Source organism: Streptomyces sp. LX-29 (assembly GCF_029541745.1).
In the GTDB taxonomy this organism is placed as follows: Bacteria; Actinomycetota; Actinomycetes; order Streptomycetales; family Streptomycetaceae; genus Streptomyces.
On sequence record NZ_CP089746.1, the window covers coordinates 3936223 to 3952391 of the forward strand.

14 protein-coding genes are annotated in these 16169 nt (G+C 72.3%); 5 read left to right on the forward strand and 9 right to left on the reverse strand.

Annotated elements, in window-relative coordinates; genetic code table 11:
• Positions 1-165: 165 nt before the first annotated feature.
• Positions 166-942, forward strand: coding sequence for a carbon-nitrogen family hydrolase (locus LRS74_RS16930; protein ID WP_277744792.1), 777 nt, complete (start codon positions 166-168; stop codon positions 940-942).
• A 193-nt stretch (positions 943-1135) separates the two neighbouring features.
• Positions 1136-2941: an NHL domain-containing thioredoxin family protein gene (locus tag LRS74_RS16935; RefSeq protein WP_277741780.1), complete on the forward strand. Its 1806-nt coding sequence runs from the start codon at positions 1136-1138 to the stop codon at positions 2939-2941.
• 76 nt (positions 2942-3017) lie between these two features.
• On the opposite strand, the gene LRS74_RS16940 is transcribed toward LRS74_RS16935, so the two are convergent.
• From LRS74_RS16940 to LRS74_RS16955, 4 genes are all read right to left on the reverse strand, one after another.
• Positions 3018-3869, reverse strand: a complete 852-nt coding sequence (locus LRS74_RS16940; protein ID WP_277741781.1) for a DUF4232 domain-containing protein — start codon at positions 3867-3869, stop codon at positions 3018-3020.
• Between the two features lie 145 nt (positions 3870-4014).
• Positions 4015-6066 carry an AfsR/SARP family transcriptional regulator gene (locus tag LRS74_RS16945; RefSeq protein ID WP_277741782.1) on the reverse strand — a complete coding sequence of 684 codons (2052 nt, stop codon included), beginning with the start codon at positions 6064-6066 and terminating at the stop codon, positions 4015-4017.
• A 1-nt stretch (position 6067) separates the two neighbouring features.
• Positions 6068-7372 carry a M18 family aminopeptidase gene (locus LRS74_RS16950; protein WP_277741783.1) on the reverse strand — a complete coding sequence of 435 codons (1305 nt, stop codon included), beginning with the start codon at positions 7370-7372 and terminating at the stop codon, positions 6068-6070.
• 143 nt (positions 7373-7515) lie between these two features.
• Positions 7516-9342, reverse strand: a complete 1827-nt coding sequence (locus tag LRS74_RS16955) for an acyl-CoA dehydrogenase (protein ID WP_277741784.1) — start codon at positions 9340-9342, stop codon at positions 7516-7518.
• A gap of 216 nt (positions 9343-9558) precedes the next feature.
• Between LRS74_RS16955 and LRS74_RS16960 the strand changes: the two genes are divergently transcribed.
• On the forward strand, positions 9559-10056 hold the full coding sequence (locus tag LRS74_RS16960) for an SseB family protein (protein ID WP_277741785.1): 498 nt from the start codon (positions 9559-9561) through the stop codon (positions 10054-10056).
• Positions 10057-10364: 308 nt separating this feature from the next.
• Complete coding sequence (locus LRS74_RS16965; protein ID WP_277741786.1) at positions 10365-11315, forward strand: pirin family protein; 951 nt, start codon at positions 10365-10367, stop codon at positions 11313-11315.
• A 284-nt stretch (positions 11316-11599) separates the two neighbouring features.
• On the opposite strand, the gene LRS74_RS16970 is transcribed toward LRS74_RS16965, so the two are convergent.
• The gene (locus tag LRS74_RS16970; RefSeq protein WP_277741787.1) at positions 11600-12511 is read right to left on the reverse strand and encodes a LysR family transcriptional regulator; all 912 of its coding nucleotides are present in this window, start codon (positions 12509-12511) and stop codon (positions 11600-11602) included.
• Between the two features lie 95 nt (positions 12512-12606).
• Between LRS74_RS16970 and LRS74_RS16975 the strand changes: the two genes are divergently transcribed.
• Positions 12607-12957, forward strand: coding sequence for a DoxX family protein (locus LRS74_RS16975; protein WP_277741788.1), 351 nt, complete (start codon positions 12607-12609; stop codon positions 12955-12957).
• 66 nt (positions 12958-13023) lie between these two features.
• Here LRS74_RS16975 and LRS74_RS16980 read toward each other — a convergent pair whose 3' ends face one another.
• The 4 genes from LRS74_RS16980 to LRS74_RS16995 form a co-directional block, all read right to left on the reverse strand.
• Positions 13024-14196 (reverse strand): methyltransferase domain-containing protein, encoded by a 1173-nt coding sequence (locus LRS74_RS16980; RefSeq protein WP_277741789.1) that lies wholly within the window; start codon positions 14194-14196, stop codon positions 13024-13026.
• A 135-nt stretch (positions 14197-14331) separates the two neighbouring features.
• Positions 14332-14700, reverse strand: coding sequence for a hypothetical protein (locus tag LRS74_RS16985; RefSeq protein WP_277741790.1), 369 nt, complete (start codon positions 14698-14700; stop codon positions 14332-14334).
• A 244-nt stretch (positions 14701-14944) separates the two neighbouring features.
• A complete protein-coding gene (locus tag LRS74_RS16990) occupies positions 14945-15139 on the reverse strand; it encodes a DUF397 domain-containing protein (protein ID WP_277741791.1) in 195 nt (64 codons plus the stop codon).
• An 11-nt stretch (positions 15140-15150) separates the two neighbouring features.
• Positions 15151-16002, reverse strand: a complete 852-nt coding sequence (locus LRS74_RS16995) for a helix-turn-helix transcriptional regulator (RefSeq protein ID WP_277741792.1) — start codon at positions 16000-16002, stop codon at positions 15151-15153.
• Between the last annotated feature and the right edge of the window lie 167 nt (positions 16003-16169).

Below are 16169 nucleotides of genomic sequence, written 5' to 3' on the forward strand. Positions count from 1 at the left end.
TGTACGCGGGCTGGGTGCTGTTAGGCGATTAAGTTACGCTGCGCAAGGGCACCCCGGCAGGTCTTTCGCCTCTGATCGTAGGCTCTGCGTAAGGCTCCTCGTAGGTCCCGGTGACCGGACCGACGTGGCTCGACGTGACTCGACACGATGAGAGCGGTGGTAGTTGTGCGCGCCTCCCTGATCCAGATCGGTGTGGACCCGGACGAGTCGGTGGAAAGGCGCCGGGAGCGCGCCGCCGGACTGGTCCGCGAGCAGGAGGGCCGGGCGGACCTGGTGGTGCTGCCGGAGCTGTGGCCGGTCGGTGCCTTCGCCTACGAGTCCTTCGCCGCCGAGGCCGAGGCCCTCGACGGGCCCACCGCCGAGGCGATGTCGGCGGCCGCCCGCGACGCGCGGCTGTGGCTGCACGCGGGCTCCGTCGTGGAGCGGGCCGAGGGCGGTGTCCTCTACAACACCTCGCTGGTCTTCGCGCCCGACGGTGCGCTGGTCCGCACCTACCGCAAGATCCACCGCTTCGGCTTCGACCAGGGCGAGGCGGTCATGATGGCGCCGGGCGAGGAGGCCGTCACCGTCTCCCTGCCCGGGGTCACCCTGGGCCTGGCCACCTGCTACGACCTGCGCTTCCCCGAGCTGTTCCGGCTGTTGGTCGACGGCGGCGCCCAGCTGCTGGTGATCCCCGCCGGCTGGCCGGCCCGCCGCCGCGAGCACTGGACCCTGCTGGCCCGCGCCCGCGCCGTGGAGAACCAGGCGTACGTCCTCGCCTGCGGCACCGCCGGCACCCACGGCGGCGTTCCGCAGGCCGGGCACAGCATCGTCGTCGACCCCTGGGGCGAGGTCCTCGCCGAGGCGGGCGCCGAGGAGGAGGTGCTCAGCGTCGAGCTGGACCTGGCGCGGGTGGCCAAGACCCGCGAGGAGTTCCCGGCGCTGAAGGACCGGCGGCTGTAGCGGGACGCGCCGTACCGGGGGCCCGTCGTCCGGCCTGACCGCCGTACGGGTGTCCGTCGTGACCGCCGTGCCGGGTGTCCGTCGGGCCGCGTGTCCGGCGTGACCCCGTACCGGGTGTCCGCCGTACGACACCGGGCGTCCCGGATGTCGGACGCCGGGAATGGGCCCCCGGGGGGTGAGGTTGGATGTCGACATGGCTACACGTGCACGCGTCCGCGCCCCCGAGCTCATCGGCAGGGGCGGCTGGCTGAACACCGGTGGTACCGATCTCTCGCTCGCCGCGCTGCGCGGGCGCATCGTGATCCTGGACTTCTGGACGTTCTGCTGTGTGAACTGCCTGCACGTCCTGGACGAGCTGCGGGAGCTGGAGGAGAAGCACCGCGACACCCTGGTGATCATCGGGGTGCACTCCCCGAAGTTCGTGCACGAGGCCGATCACCAGGCGGTCGTCGACGCCGTGGAGCGGTACGAGGTGCACCACCCGGTGCTGGACGACCCGGAGCTCGCCACCTGGAAGCAGTACGCGGTGCGGGCCTGGCCGACGCTGGTGGTGATCGACCCCGAGGGCTATGTGGTCGCCCAGCACGCCGGCGAGGGCCATGCGCACGCCATCGCCACGCTGGTGGCCGAGCTGGAGGCGGAGCACGGGGCCAAGGGCACGCTGCGCCGCGGCGACGGCCCGTATGTGGCGCCGGAGCCGGTCGCCACCGATCTGCGCTTCCCCGGCAAGGCGCTGCTGCTGGAGGGCGGCGGCTTCCTGGTCTCCGACACCACCCGGCACCAGCTCGTGGAGCTGGCCGCCGACGGGGAGACGGTGGTGCGGCGGATCGGCACCGGCGAGCGCGGCCTCGTCGACGGGCCGGCCGAGCAGACCCGGTTCAGCGAGCCGCAGGGGCTCGCGTCGCTGCCGGACGGCGCGGTGGTCGTCGCCGACACCGTCAACCACGCCCTGCGCCGGCTCGACCCGGCCACCGGTGAGGTGACCACGATCGCCGGCACCGGCCGTCAGTGGTGGCAGGGCTCGGCGACGAGCGGGCCCGCCCGGGAGGTGGACCTCTCCTCGCCGTGGGACCTGGCCTGGTTCGCCGACCGGCTGTGGATCGCGATGGCCGGCGTCCACCAGCTGTGGACCTACGACCCGGCGGAGGGCACCGTCGCGGTCGCCGCCGGCACGACCAACGAGGGGCTGGTCGACGGGCCCGCGGCCGAGGCGTGGTTCGCCCAGCCCTCGGGGCTCGCCGCCACCGAGGACCGGCTGTGGATCGCCGACTCCGAGACCAGCGCGCTGCGCTGGATCGACCGGGAGCTGGTGGTGCACACCGCCGTCGGCACCGGGCTCTTCGACTTCGGCCACCGCGACGGCACCGCCGACCAGGCGCTGTTCCAGCACCCGCTGGGCGTCACCGCGCTGCCCGACGGCTCGGTCGCGGTCAGCGACACGTACAACCACGCGCTGCGTCGCTACGAGCCCGCCACCGGCGAGGTCACCACCCTCGCCACCGATCTGCGCGAGCCCTCCGACGCGGTGCTGGTCGACGGGGACATCGTGGTGGTGGAGTCCGCGCGGCACCGGCTGACGCGGCTGCGCCTGCCCGAGGAGGCCGTGCGGGTGGAGGCGGTGGCGCACCGCACTCAGCGCGCGGCCACCGAGGTCGCCCCGGGCACCCTCCGGCTGGACGTGATCTTCCAGGCGCCGGCCGGTCAGAAGCTCGACACCCGCTACGGGCCCTCGACCCGGCTGCTGGTCAGCTCCACCCCGCCGGAGCTGCTGGCCGAGGGCGCGGGCCAGGGGACCGATCTGAGCCGGGAGCTGGTGCTCGCCGAGGGCGTCACGGAGGGCGTGCTGCACGTCTCCGCGATGGCCGCCTCCTGCGACGACGACCCGGCCAACGAGTACCCCGCCTGCCATGTCCACCAACAGGACTGGGGCGTGCCGGTCCGCGTGACCGCGGAGGGCACGCCCCGGCTGCCGCTGGTGCTGGCGGGCATGGACGCCTGACGTCGTTCGGGTCCGGGCGCCCGGCCTCGGGCGCTTCGGTGCGGGCGCCCGGCCTCGGGCGCTTCGGTGCGGGCGCTCAGAGGAGGGCGTCGGCGACGTCCTGCTGCCAGGCAGTGACGGTCGGGTCGGAGACGAAGAGGTCCGAGACCGGCGAGCGGCGCGGCTGGCCGACATAGGTCGCGCCGTCCTCCTTCATCAGGTCCACCGAGATCGACGTGGCGTGCGGGCGCTTGCCGTCGTCCTGCTGGTCCGCCGGGCTGGTGTTCAGCCCGGCGTAGGCCGACTCGCCCGGCTTCAGGGTCACCACGGCCTGCGGGTGGGTGTCCCGGCGCTTGTCGGCGGAGCCGTCCAGGTCGGGGCCGAAGGTCACCACCGGGAAGCTGATCACCGTGCAGGTGCGGCTTCCGGTGTTGGTCAGGGTGATCAGCTGGTAGTTGACCGGGCGCTTGGCGGGGGCGACGCTGAGCGAGGTGCCGGCGTTGGTGCACGGCGTGATGGCGCCCTTCTCGGTGCCGCCGCCGGTGCCGCCGTTCTTCGCGGTGTCCGAGCCGCCGTTCTTCTCTGCGCCGGTGCCACCGTTCTTCTCTGCGCCGGTGCCGGTGCCCGTGCCACCGTTCTTCCCCTGGGTGCCGGAGCCGCCCGTCACGTCGGTCGCGCCGGAGCCGGGCTTGTGGGCGCCGCCGCCCGTACCGCCGTTGCCGCCGGTCTTCCCGGTCGACGCGGTGTCCGCCTCGGTGCCCCCGGCACCCTGCGGCGCGTCCGCCTCCGGCGTCACCGTGGTGCTCGCCTGACCCCGGGACTTCTTCACCCCGTCGTCGTCGGAGCCGCAGGCGCTCAGCACGACCGTGGCGGCCAGCGCGGCCACGGCGGTGGCGGCGATGCGAACGGAGTGGAGGCGGGCGCGGCGGGCGGCGGAGTTGATGCTCATGACGGGTCCCCCGAGGGTGAAGCGAGCGGCTGGTGACGGCCTGTCGGTCGGTACGGCTATGAGCCTGCCGTGCCGCGCTGCCGCTTCACTGCCAGCCCGTTGCCGCGCCGCTAACGTCTCGCTAACGCGATCGGGGTGTCCGTCGTTAACGGTAGCGACCGTCCCCCTCACGCGGCTCCGTCGGGCCCTCCTCGTCCTGGGCGAACAGCTTGACCAGGTCCGTCATGACGTACCGGTTGGTGGCCTCCTCGTCGATCAGGTGCATCTCGGCCAGCCGGTCCAGCGCGTCCCTGGTGCGCTCGGGGTCGGCGCCGGCCACCGCGGCCACCGCGGCCGCGTCCACCTCTCGGGCGAAGCCGGTGCCGAGGGTGGCGAGGAGCCGTACGTCGTCGGCCGAGAGCCGGGCGACGGAGGCCCGCAGGGCCGCCGCCACGCCGGTGTCCTCGGCGGAGAGCAGGGCGAGCCGCTGGCGCTCGTCGCGCAGCGCGGCGGCGAGGCGGGCGAGCCGCCAGCGGGGGCGGGCGGTGAGCTGGGCGGCGGCCGCGCGCAGCGCCAGCGGCAGCCCGTTGCAGAGCGCGACCAGCTCCTGGGCCGCCGCCGGATCCTCGGCGACGCGATCGGGCCCGAGCACGGCGCCGAGCAGCGCCACGCCGTCCTGGGGGCCGAGCGGGTGCAGCCGCAGCGAGCGGGCCGAGTCGGTGGCCACCAGCCCGTCCAGCCGACTGCGGCTGGTCACCAGGGTCACGCAGTTCAGGCCGGCCGGCAGCAGGGGACGCACCTGGGCGGAGCTGCCCGCGTTGTCCAGCACCACCAGCAGCCGGCGGCCGGCCGCCAGCGACCGGTACAGCGCGGAGGCCGCCTCCACCGACTCGGGTATGCGGTCGGCGGCCACACCCAGGGTCAGCAGGAAGTCCCGCAGGATGTGGGCGGGTTCGGCCGACTCCTGCGCGCTGAACCCGCGCAGGTCGGCGAAGAGCCGCCCGTCGGGGAAGGCCCTCGCGTGCGCGTGCCCCCAGCGCACCGCCAGCGCCGTCTTGCCGACTCCCGCCGGCCCGGTCACCAGGGCCACCCTGCTGTCCTCCGCGCACTCCGCCTCCGGCAGCGCCAGCCGGGTGAGCTGCGCCAACTCCGCGTCCCTGCCCAGGAATCCGGCGGGCGGCCGCGGCAGCAGCTGCGGCGCGGGCGTCGCGGGGGCCTCGCCCCCGGAGGCGGCGGGGTCCGCCGGCCGCGCCCATCGCGGGCGGGGCACGGCGGCCTCGGTCCCGCCCGCCGGACCCACGCCCCACGACACGGCGGGAGTGTCTCCCGGCTGCTGGGGGGCGGTGGTGTCCTTCGGCCTGCCGAGGCCGGAGCCGGGGCCGGAGCCGGGGCCGGTGCCGGGGCCGGCGGGGGACGGCGCCCCGTACGGAGCGGGCCGACCGGACGGGTGTCCGTGGGGCTCCGGGCGGCGGGTCGGGGCCCCGGTGATGATCTCCTCATAGGCCCCGCGCAGCCGTTCGCCCGGGTCGACGCCGAGGTCGTCGGCGAGCATCCGGCGGGTGCGGTGGTAGCAGTCGATGGCGTCGGACTGCCGGCCGATGCGGTAGAGGGCGAGCATGAGGGCGGCCACGAGCCCCTCGCGGAGGGGGTGGGCGGCGGCCTGGGGGGCCAGGGCGGCGGCGGCGCGGTCGTGTTCGCCCAGCGTGACGTGGGCGGTGGCGAGGGACTCCACGGCGGCCAGGCGGCGCTCCTCCAGCGCGTGCGCGGCCGCGGCGAACGGGGGGCTGGAGACGGTGCCGGTCAGGGCCGGGCCGCGCCACAGCGACAGCGCCTCGCGGAGCAGGTCGATGGCGTGGGCCGGCTCGTCCTCCGGCCGGGCCAGCGCGGCCAGTTCGCTGAACCGGTGCGCGTCCACCAGCGTCTCCGGGGTGCGCAGCCGGTAGGCGCGGCCGACGGTGTCCAGCTCGACGCCGTACGCCTCCGCGCCCCCGGTGGCGAGGGCGGCGCGGAGCTGGGAGACATGGCCCTGGATGACCGTGCGCGCGTGGACCGGCGGCTCCTCCTCCCACAGACAGGCGATCAACTGCTCCACCGAGACGGTGGTGTTGGGCTGGAGCAGCAGCATGGCCAGCACGCTGCGCCGCTTGGTCGGGCCCAGGGGCAGCGGTCCGTGCCCGGGGGTGGCGACGGCTACCGGGCCGAGCAGTCCGAACTCCACCTCAGCCTTCCAGGAACGAGGCGAGGGCGGTGGCCAGCAGATGGGGGTCGTCGGCGCCGCACAGCTCGCGCGCCGAGTGCATGGACAGGATCGCGACACCGATGTCGACGGTGGTGATGCCGTGTCGGGCGGCGGTGATGGGGCCGATGGTGGTGCCGCAGGGCACCGCGTTGTTCGAGACGAAGCTCTGCCACGGCACGCCGGCGCGCTCGCAGGCGGCGGCGAAGACGGACCGGCCGCGGCCGTCGGTGGCGTACCGCTGGTTGACGTTGACCTTGAGGATGGGGCCGCCGTTGGGCACCGGGTGGTGGCCCGGCTCGTGGCGGTCGGCGTAGTTGGGGTGGACGGCGTGGCCGGTGTCGGAGGACAGGCAGACGGTGCCGGCGAGGGACCGTGCCCGGTCCTCGTAGCTGCCGCCGCGGGCGAAGACCGAGCGCTCCAGCACGTTGCCGAGCAGCGGGCCCTCGGCGCCGGTGTCGGACTGGCTGCCGTTCTCCTCGTGGTCGAAGGCGGCGAGCACCGGGATGTACGGCAGCGGGGTGGTGCGGTCGGTGCGGGAGGCGACGGCGGCGAGCGCGGCCGTACCGGCGTGCACCGACAGCAGGTTGTCCATCCGCGGACCGGCCACCAGCTCCCCGTCGCGGCCCAGATAGGCCGGGGGCTCCACGCTGTGGGTCATCAGGTCCCAGCCGGTGATGTCGGCCGCGTGCACCCCGCACTCCTCGGCGAGGAAGCGCAGCAGGTCGCCCTCGCGGGTGTCGCCGAGGCCCCAGATGGGGGTCATGTGGCGCTGGCGGTCGAGCTTGAGGCCCTCGGTGTTGACCGACCTGTCGAGGTGGATGGCGAGTTGGGGCACGCGCAGCAGGGGTCTGTCGATGTTGACCAGGCGTTCGCCGCCGTCGCGCAGCGAGAGCCGGCCGGCGAGCCCCAGGTCGCGGTCGAGCCAGGTGTTGAGCAGCGGGCCGCCGTAGATCTCGACGGCGATCTGCCGCCAGCCGTGCGCGCCGGTGTCCGGGATCGGCTTCACCCGCAGGTTGGGCGAGTCGGTGTGGGCGCCCACGATGCGGTACGGGGTGGCGGGGCTCGCGCCCTCGGGCACGTACCAGGCGACGATCGCGCCGCCGCGGAGCACGTACATGCCGCCCGCCCGGCCGTCCCAGGCGTCGGTCTCCTCGACCTGACGGAAGCCGGCCTTCTCCAGGCGCTCGGCGGCGGCTGCCACCGCGTGGTACGGGGAGGGGCCGGCCGCGAGGAAGGAGAGCAGGTCGTCGGTGTGGCCGCGGTCGAAGCGGTACGCGTAGCTCATGTCCTCAGGATAAAGAGCGGCCGGGGCCCGCTCCTTGGAGAAGCGGGCCCCGGCGGGGTCCAAGGCGGATGCCCGGAGGTCCGGGGGGTGGTGCCCCGGGGGTCCAGGGGGCGGAGCCCCCTGGGAGAAAACCACCATCCGTCCTAGTAAGCCGCCTCGTCCAGCTCCATCAGCGACTGGTCGACGCTCTCGGCGATCGTGCGCTGCACGGAGACGCCCGGCAGGATCTCCTTGGCGAAGAACTTCGCGGCGGCGATCTTTCCGGTGTAGAAGGCCACGTCCTTGGCGGAGGCGGACGGCAGCTTCTCGGTGGCGACGGCGGCACCCTTGAGCAGCAGGTAGCCGAGGGCCACGTCACCGGTGGCCATCAGCAGCCGGGTGGCGTTGAGGCCGACCTTGTAGATCGCCTTGACGTCCTGCTCGGTGGCGGCGAGGTCGGTCAGCATCGCGCCGACGATCCCCTCCAGGTCCACCGCGGCCTTGGCGAGCTGGTCGCGGGCGGCGGCCAGGTCCTCGCCGCCGGCGGCCTCGGCCAGGAACTTCTTGATCTCCTCGGAGAGGGTGGTGAGCGCCAGGCCCTGGTCGCGGACGATCTTCCGGAAGAAGAAGTCCTGGCCCTGGATGGCGGTGGTGCCCTCGTAGAGGGTGTCGATCTTGGCGTCCCGGATGTACTGCTCCAGCGGGTACTCCTGGAGGTAGCCGGAGCCGCCGATGGTCTGCAGGGACTGCGCCAGCTGCTCGTACGCCTTCTCCGAGCCGTAGCCCTTGACGATGGGCAGCAGCAGGTCGTTGAGGCGGTGCGCGGCGGAGGCGTCCTCGCCGGCGGCGGTCAGGACCTCGATCTCGTCCTGGACGCTGGCGGTGTAGAGGACGAGCGCGCGCAGGCCCTCCGCGTACGCCTTCTGCGTCATCAGCGAGCGGCGCACGTCGGGGTGGTGGGTGATGGAGACGCGCGGCGAGGCCTTGTCGGTGAAGGCGGCCAGGTCCGGGCCCTGCACCCGCTCCTTGGCGTACTCCAGGGCGTTGAGGTAGCCGGTGGAGAGGGTGGCCATGGCCTTCGTGCCGACCATCATCCGGGCGAACTCGATGATCTTGAACATCTGGCGGATGCCGTCGTGCTTCTCGCCGAGCAGCCAGCCCTTGGCCGGGTGGTTGGCGCCGAAGGTCATCTCGCAGGTGTTGGAGGCCTTCAGGCCCATCTTGTGCTCGACGTTGGTGGCGTAGGCGCCGTTGCGCTCGCCGAGCTCGCCGGTCTCCCAGTCGAAGTCGTACTTCGGGACGACGAACAGCGACAGGCCCTTGGTGCCCGGACCCGCGCCCTCGGGACGCGCCAGCACGAAGTGGATGATGTTCTCGGAGAGGTCGTGCTCACCCGAGGTGATGAAGCGCTTGACGCCCTCGATGTGCCAGGAGCCGTCCTCCTGCTTGATCGCCTTGGTGCGGCCGGCGCCCACGTCCGAGCCGGCGTCCGGCTCGGTCAGCACCATGGTGGAGCCCCACTGCTTGTCCACCATCTGCTGGGCGATCTTCAGCTGCTCCTCGGTGCCCTCCTGGTGCAGCACGCCGGCGAAGGCCGGGCCCGACGCGTACATCCATATCGGGGTGTTGGAGCCCAGGATCGTCTCCGCGCAGGCCCAGAGCAGCGAGCGCGGGCAGGCGGTGCCGCCGAGGTCCTCCGGCACGCCCAGGCGCCACCACTCGGCGTCCATGTACGCCTCGTAGCTCTTCCGGAAGGAGGCCGGGACGGGGGCGGTGTTGGTCTCGGGGTCGAAGACCGGCGGGTTGCGGTCGCTGTCCGCGTAGGAGTCGGCGAGCTCGTTCTCCGAGAGCCGGGCGATCTCGGAGAGCACGCTCTTGGCGGTCTCGACGTCCATCTCAGCGAACGGGCCGGTGCCGTACAGCTTGTCGCGGCCGAGAACCTCGAAGAGGTTGAACTCGATGTCGCGGAGATTCGACTTGTAGTGCCCCATGGCGACGGGCTCCGTAAGGCTCGGGAGGCAGGACCTCTTCAGGCTTCGATCGGTAGTCGCCATGATGCTACCCGTCGGTAATAAGAGGCAACCCTCTATCGGACAACTGTGACCAAGGCCCCTGGGTGCGGTCGTCCGGTGACGGCGGGTGGTCGGTCGACGTCGGGAAACCGCGCCCTTTAGCCGGGGAGCGCCGCAGTCAGTACGCTGCTGCGCATGTACGGCTACGACCAGAACGCGGGTGCGGGCCAGGGCTACGCGGCGCCGCCGCCACCGCCGCAGCAGCCGCAGATGCACATGTCGCCCGAGATGCAGATGCCGGGCTACGGCGAGCAGCCGCTCTACCCCGAGCCGTCGCCGCCGTCGCTGGCCGACGCGGTCCGGGCCTTCACCACGGGGTCGATGTCGGCCGAGGACTTCCAGCAGATCTTCGCCACCTCCAAGGTCTACTGCCCGCGCGGCGACAACCCCGGCTTCCTGGCCCTGCACAACACCCAGCAGCCGGTCATCCCGATGTTCACCTCGCTGAAGGAGCTGCGCCGCTACGCGGGCAAGGAGTCGAAGTACTTCGTGATCACGGGTGCCGAGGTGATCGACCTGCTGCCCACCGGCTACGGCTTCGTGCTCGACATGGAGGGGGACCACCGGATGGTCTTCGACGCCAAGGCGGTGGAGCAGATGGTCGACTTCGCGATGCGGCGGATGTACGGATAGCCGGTGGTCCGGGTGCCCGTCGCCCGGCGCTCGTGGCGCGGGCGGGAGTCCGGCGCTCGCCGCGCGGTCGCGAGGCCCGGCTCCTGCCGCGCGGGCGCGGGGCCCGGCTCCTGCCGCGCGGGCGCGGGGCCCGGCTCCTGCCGCGTGGGGGCGGGACCTGGGGCTCGTGGCGCGGGCGCGGGACCTGGCGCTCGTGGCGCGGGCGCGGGGGTCGAGGCGCATTCCGGACATGGCTGGGAAATAAAGGCGCCCTTGCGGGTCGTTCACCCTTCAACTAAGTTGAAAGTTGAACGACCGAGGAGGCCGTGATGCCAGCTGTGACCGTTGACAACCCGTTGACCCTCCCGCGCGTGGCGGCGCCGGCGGAGGGACGGCAGCGCCCGGTGCTCGGTGTCGCCACCGCGCCCAGCGGATTCGAGGGGGAGGGCTTCCCCGTCCGCCGCGCCTTCGCGGGCATCGACTACAAGCACCTCGACCCGTTCATCATGATGGACCAGATGGGCGAGGTGGACTACGCGGCCGGGGAGCCGAAGGGCACGCCCTGGCACCCGCACCGCGGCTTCGAGACCGTCACGTACATCATGGACGGCACCTTCGTGCACCGGGACTCGCACGGTGGCGGCGGTGTGATCACCGACGGTGACACCCAGTGGATGACCGCGGGCTCCGGCCTGCTGCACATCGAGACCCCGCCCGAGTCGCTCGTCCTGAGCGGTGGCCTCTTCCACGGCCTCCAGCTGTGGGTGAACCTGCCGCGCAAGGACAAGATGATCGCGCCGAAGTACCAGGACATCCGGGGCGGCAGCGTCAAGCTGCTCGCCTCGGCCGACGGCGGCGCGCTGATCCGACTGATCGCCGGCGACATCGCGGGTCACGAGGGGCCGGGGGCCACCCACACCCCCATCACCATGACCCACCTTTCGGTGAGCCCCGGTGCCGAGGTCGTGCTGCCCTGGCGCGCCGACTTCAACGCCCTCGCCTACGGTCTGGCCGGCAGCGGCCTCGCCGGTGCGGAGGGTCGCCCGTTCCGGATGGGCCAGGCCGTCGTCTTCGGCGCCGGCGACACGCTCACCCTGCGCGCCGACCGCACCCAGGACTCCCGCTCGGCCAACTTCGAGGTCGTCCTGCTCGGCGGGCTCCCCATCCGCGAGCCGATGATGCACTACGGCCCGTTCGTGATGAACACCCACGCCGAGCTGGCCCAGGCCTTCGAGGACTTCCAGGCCGGCCGTCTGGGCACCATCCCGGCCGACGCCTGAGCCCTCCGGGCCGAGCCCGGGTGCGACCGCCGGGCCCGGCCCCGCAGGGGTCGTACGAGCCGGGCCCTGACCTGCCGGTTCAGGTTCCCGGCCCGGAGGCCGAGGCTTCTGGCCCAGCCGCCCGAGGGCCCCGGCGCCCCCTCTTCCCCACCCACCCGCCCCCCCCCGGGGGCGAGTGGCATCCCGGCCCCGGGCCGGACCCAGACGCGCCGCGCGGTTCCTGCACCTGCCGCGCGGCGCTCGCCCACCCCCTCCGGTGCGGGCGCGCCCCACCGGCTGGGTGATCAGGCGGGGGGCTCCTCCAGCCGGGGGATGTTGTCCAGGCAGCAGCGGACGAAGTCCTGGACGACGGGATGGGTGTCGTCGGCGGGGGCCCAGGCGACGCCGACCCGACTGGGGCTGACGCCGCTGACGGGGCGGTAGGTGACGCCGGGGCGGGCGTAGAAGCGGGCGGCGGACGCGGGGGCGAGGGCGATGCCGTAGCCGTTGGCGATCGCGCTGAGCCAGTCGTCCGGCTGTTCGGTGACGGCGCCGATGCGGACCGGGTGGCCGTCGCGTTCGTCGGTGGCCAGCCAGTGGTCCCGCCACCGTCCTGATTCGGCCGGGGCGGCCACGAAGGGCTCGTCCCACAGATCGCGGAAGGGGATCAGGTCGCGGGCGGCGAACGGGTGCCCCGCGGGGAGAGCGACCCAGCGGGGCTCGGTGAACAGCACCGCTGTCCGCAGAGCGTCCTGGCCGGGGAAGGGCAGCCGCAGCAGGGCGACGTCGACGTCCCCGTCGGCGAGCCCGGCGCTCGGATTCGACCAGGCAGCCTGCCGCATGTCCGCCCGCCAGCCCGGTCGGCGTCGGGCGAACTCCGCGATGATGCGCGGGGTCGCCTCGTTGGCGGCGCTGGCCAGAAAGCCGACCCGCAGCACGCGGGCCTCCTGGCCGGCCGCGCTTTTGGTCTCCCGCATCGCCTGGTCCCAGGCGGCCAGCAGGGCGGGCACCCGCTCTGCCAGGGCCCCGCCCGCTTCGGTGAGGGTCATGCCGAGGTGGGACCGTGTGAACAGCCGCACGCCGAGCTGGGTTTCCAGCTGCTTGATCTGCTTGGTGAGCGCCGGCTGGGAGACGAACAGTCGTTCCGCGGCACGGGTGAGGGTCCCCTCCTCCGCCACGGCCGCGAAGTAACGCAGCAGCCGGGTGTCGACGTCCATGCCTCCAGGTTATGGATGCAGGTATTGGACGCCAAGATCCCTCTCGATGAGCCTTGTCGTAGCGCCGTGCTCGGCTGAGAGGGAGGCACCGGCACATGTTCACCGCCTACGTGATCATCACCGTCATCGCGATCGTGGCCAACGCCGGGATCGCCGTCGCGGACGTGGTCAGGGCCGAGTTCGTCCTCGCCAACTCCGCCGAGGTGGGCCTCCCGGAGTTCTGGCTCCCCTGGCTCGCCGCAGTCAAGGCCGCGGGAGCCGCCGGGCTCCTGCTCGGGCTCATGGGTGTCCGCTTCATCGGCGTCGCCGCCGCGACGGGGCTCGTCCTGTTCTTCATCGGCGCCGTCGCCGCACACATTCGTGCTCGCGTCTACCGCAACCTCGCGTTTCCCGGCGGCTACCTGGGGCTGGCCGCCGCGTCTCTCGTCTTCGTGGTCGCGCGATAGCCGGCAGAGTCTGGGCACCGTTGCACCCCGCCACCGGCGCCCTTCGGGGCGGGTGTTCCACCGGGTTCAGAGGAGCCAGCGGCGGCCGGTGGTGGTGTGCCATGCGTGGTGGCTACCGTCCGGGTCGCGGCGGTAGCCGAACTGGTCTTGGGCGGGGCGATCGTGCGCGTTCCACCAGGTCCAGGCGTCTTCGACCTGCTGCCACAGTTCAGGCGGGCCGCCGTAGGTGACGGTCGCAGGTCCCGCGAGGGGTGTGCGGGCCCATGAGCCGTCGGGCTGCTGGATCTGCAGCGCCACGGTCCCGTCGTCGTCGGCGTGGTAGACGAGCTCGGCGGAGGGCAGGTGGAAGGCGAGGAGCAGCCGGAAGGGATAGTGGCTCCGGATGTCCGCCGCGGTGACGGTGGTGGGCCGGGTGCCGGTCTCCGCCACCTGTGGCGCGTGTGCCTGATGGGGGTAGGCCAGGGCGTCGCCACGAGCGGCCATGAAGCGTCCCCCGGTCGCGGTGTAGCAGCCCACGGCGCGTCGCTCCTCATCGACGGTGACGCGGACGAGTCCGCCCTCGATGCCGAGGGCGATGTCGGCGAGGATGACCCCGCCGGTCCGGGACTGTTCGACCCACGCAGAGGGGATGCCCGGAACGGAGCAGGTGGCGATGGTCCGGTCGAACGAGGTCTGGTCCGGGTATCCGTCGCGGCCGTCGGCGGCGGCCAGGTGCGGCGTGTAACCGATCTGGGCGAGGCGACCGCGAGCGGCTTCGACGAGATCCGGGGCGACGTCGACCGAGTGGACAAGGCCGGCGCCGAGCCGGGCGGACAGCAGGGCTGCGTTGTAGCCGGTTCCGGTGCCGATTTCCAGCACCCGGTGCCCGTCCTCGACGCCGAGGTCTTCCAGCATGCCGGCCATGAGGCCGGGCATGGTGCTCGACGACGTCGGGACGCCCGTCCAGGCGCGGTCGTCGACCTGGGCGGCGGTGACGGGGTCGAGGGCGGTGACGAGGGTCTGATCGCTGTAGACGGCCGAGAGCCATGCCGCGCGGTCGGATGTGTCGGCGCGCTCCCATACCGCGATGCCCTTCTCGTCGGTCCCCTGCCTGTACCACTGGGGCACGAAGAGGTGACGGGGCACCTTGCCGAACGCGTCGGCCCACTGCGGCGTGCGGAGCGCTCCCGCTGCGCGTAACCCGTCGACGAGGGCGCTGAGATACGGACGGATCTCGTCGCGGGCGGGGTCGTCGCTCATGCGGGCACTCCTTGCAGTTCGTCGGCGATGGCCTCAGCGATGGGCAGATCCGTGTGGTGCTGTATCCAGTCCCACTCGCCGCAGGGGTTGGCTTCCAGGAACGTCCTTCTCGTAACGCACCTGTGCTGAGCACGGCTAGGGCGCGTGTGGTGTCAGCTTCCAGGTGATCTTCCCGCCGTCCGCATAGACGGAGATGCCGTACGGCTCGCCGCGTTCCAGCTGCGACAGCGCCGTGCGGTGTCCGTCGCCGTCGGCCCAGGAGAGGACGTGGCGGCGTTTCTGCGGGGGCAGGGCGGGTGCGGCGGCGCGGAGGGCTACGCGGATCCAGTCGATGGCTTCGGCCGGGGTCCTGGCTCGCTTCTGCGCGGTGGTGCACAGGGTGATTCCCGATGGCCCGGGTTTGGCGACGACGCATGCGCAGAGGACACCGAGGCCGGCTGTGGTGGGGACATTGAAGAGGGATGCGGTCCCGAGTGTGCTGAGCGGTAGGGGGTGGGTGGGCATGGCGGCTCCGGTTCTCGGCGCGGCGGTTGCCTCGGCGGGCGGACGAGTGAGCTGAGAGGTGCCCGAACGCAGGCACGAAAACACGTCCGGGTGCGTGCCCGCGGCGGTGACGCACCGCAACCGTAGCGCTACTCAACCGGAGGGAGCAATGGTGTTGCCGTAGCTATGTTGAGCACTCTCGGGTTGGCATATGCAGAGCGGCCCTCCACCGCACGCCGGTGGAGGGCCGCTCTGGGGTGGCCGGTCAGATCAGGTGGTCGTACTCGCCGGCTTTCGCCCCGTGGACGAAGGCGGCGAGCTGTGCGCGGGTCATGGTGATCACGGTGTCCGGTGCCTGGCTCTCCCGCATCTGGATCAGTCCGCCTTCAGGGCGCACCTCTATGCAGTTGTTTCCGCCACCGCCGCAGAAGGATGACCGCTGCCACGTGTTTTCCGCCATTTCCCGACCTTTCACAATGTGTGCGCGATTTCTCGGATCAGGTCTCGCGACTGTCGCGCATTCAGGCTACGTCTCTCCACCGCCGAGAGTAGGTCCCGGTAGGCGTTGAGCTGGGCCTCCGCGTCCAGGAACAGTGCGCCGTGCGCGGAGTCGAGCTGAACCGTGTCGAGTTGCGGCAGTGGGCCGCCGGCGAGCAGTACGGCCTGCCCGGAACCGGCGAAGCCGTCGGCCTCGAAGGTGAGCACGCGGATCGTGCAGTTCGGCCGCTCCGACAGGGAGAGCAGGTGTTCCAGCTGCTTACGCGCCAAATCCCGGCCACCGAAGCGCATGCGCAGCGCTGCCTCGTGGACCACGGCGGTGAATTTCGGGCCGTCGCGACGGTCGAGGACGTGTGCCCGTTTCATCCGATGGGCGGTTCTCGCCTCGGCGTCTTCCTTCGACAGGCGGGGGAAGGTGAAATCGAAAACGGCTCGCGCGTAGTCTTCGGTCTGGGTGAGCCCTGGAAGGTGGGCGATCTGGTACGTGCGGAGAAATGTGGCCCTGGATTCCAGCTCGGAGAGGTCGAGAAATCCGGCGGGCAGGATTCCGCGGTACTCCTCCCACCAACCCTTGTCACGTTCCGTCGCCATGGCGATGAGTGCGTCGACGTACGCCTGGTCCGTGCAGCCGTAGTTGCTGGCGAGGACCCGCAGTCGGTCGGAACCGATGCCGAACCGCGCCGTCTCCATGTGGCTGATTCTCGTGTGATCGATGCCGAGGAGTGTCGAGGCTTCCCGGGCGTTGAGGCCGGCGGCCTCCCGCATCTTCCGAAGCTCGGCGCCCAGCCGTCGTTGGCGAGCCGTCGTGACTGTCCTTGGTGGCATGGCTGCAGTCTGCCCCCGTAGGGGGACGCGGTCCAACACGGATCTACGTTGTTCCCCAAGTTAGTAGCTACGTTGCTACCGAGTGCCCTAAGGTCTCCCGTGAACGCCGCGCGGCACGCCGGCAACTCCGTGGCGGCGTCGACCCGTTGGGCACCCCCGGGTCGGCG

Coding starts and splice junctions, on each gene's coding strand:
- LRS74_RS16950 (WP_277741783.1), bottom strand. CDS start 7,372: ATGAGCTACGCGTACCGCTTCGACCGCGGCCACACCGACGACCTGCTC.
- LRS74_RS16940 (WP_277741781.1), bottom strand. CDS start 3,869: ATGAGCATCAACTCCGCCGCCCGCCGCGCCCGCCTCCACTCCGTTCGC.
- LRS74_RS16990 (WP_277741791.1), bottom strand. CDS start 15,139: ATGGCGGAAAACACGTGGCAGCGGTCATCCTTCTGCGGCGGTGGCGGA.
- LRS74_RS16985 (WP_277741790.1), bottom strand. CDS start 14,700: ATGCCCACCCACCCCCTACCGCTCAGCACACTCGGGACCGCATCCCTC.
- LRS74_RS16975 (WP_277741788.1), top strand. CDS start 12,607: ATGTTCACCGCCTACGTGATCATCACCGTCATCGCGATCGTGGCCAAC.
- LRS74_RS16995 (WP_277741792.1), bottom strand. CDS start 16,002: ATGCCACCAAGGACAGTCACGACGGCTCGCCAACGACGGCTGGGCGCC.
- LRS74_RS16935 (WP_277741780.1), top strand. CDS start 1,136: ATGGCTACACGTGCACGCGTCCGCGCCCCCGAGCTCATCGGCAGGGGC.
- LRS74_RS16970 (WP_277741787.1), bottom strand. CDS start 12,511: ATGGACGTCGACACCCGGCTGCTGCGTTACTTCGCGGCCGTGGCGGAG.
- LRS74_RS16960 (WP_277741785.1), top strand. CDS start 9,559: ATGTACGGCTACGACCAGAACGCGGGTGCGGGCCAGGGCTACGCGGCG.
- LRS74_RS16980 (WP_277741789.1), bottom strand. CDS start 14,196: ATGAGCGACGACCCCGCCCGCGACGAGATCCGTCCGTATCTCAGCGCC.
- LRS74_RS16965 (WP_277741786.1), top strand. CDS start 10,365: ATGCCAGCTGTGACCGTTGACAACCCGTTGACCCTCCCGCGCGTGGCG.
- LRS74_RS16955 (WP_277741784.1), bottom strand. CDS start 9,342: ATGGGGCACTACAAGTCGAATCTCCGCGACATCGAGTTCAACCTCTTC.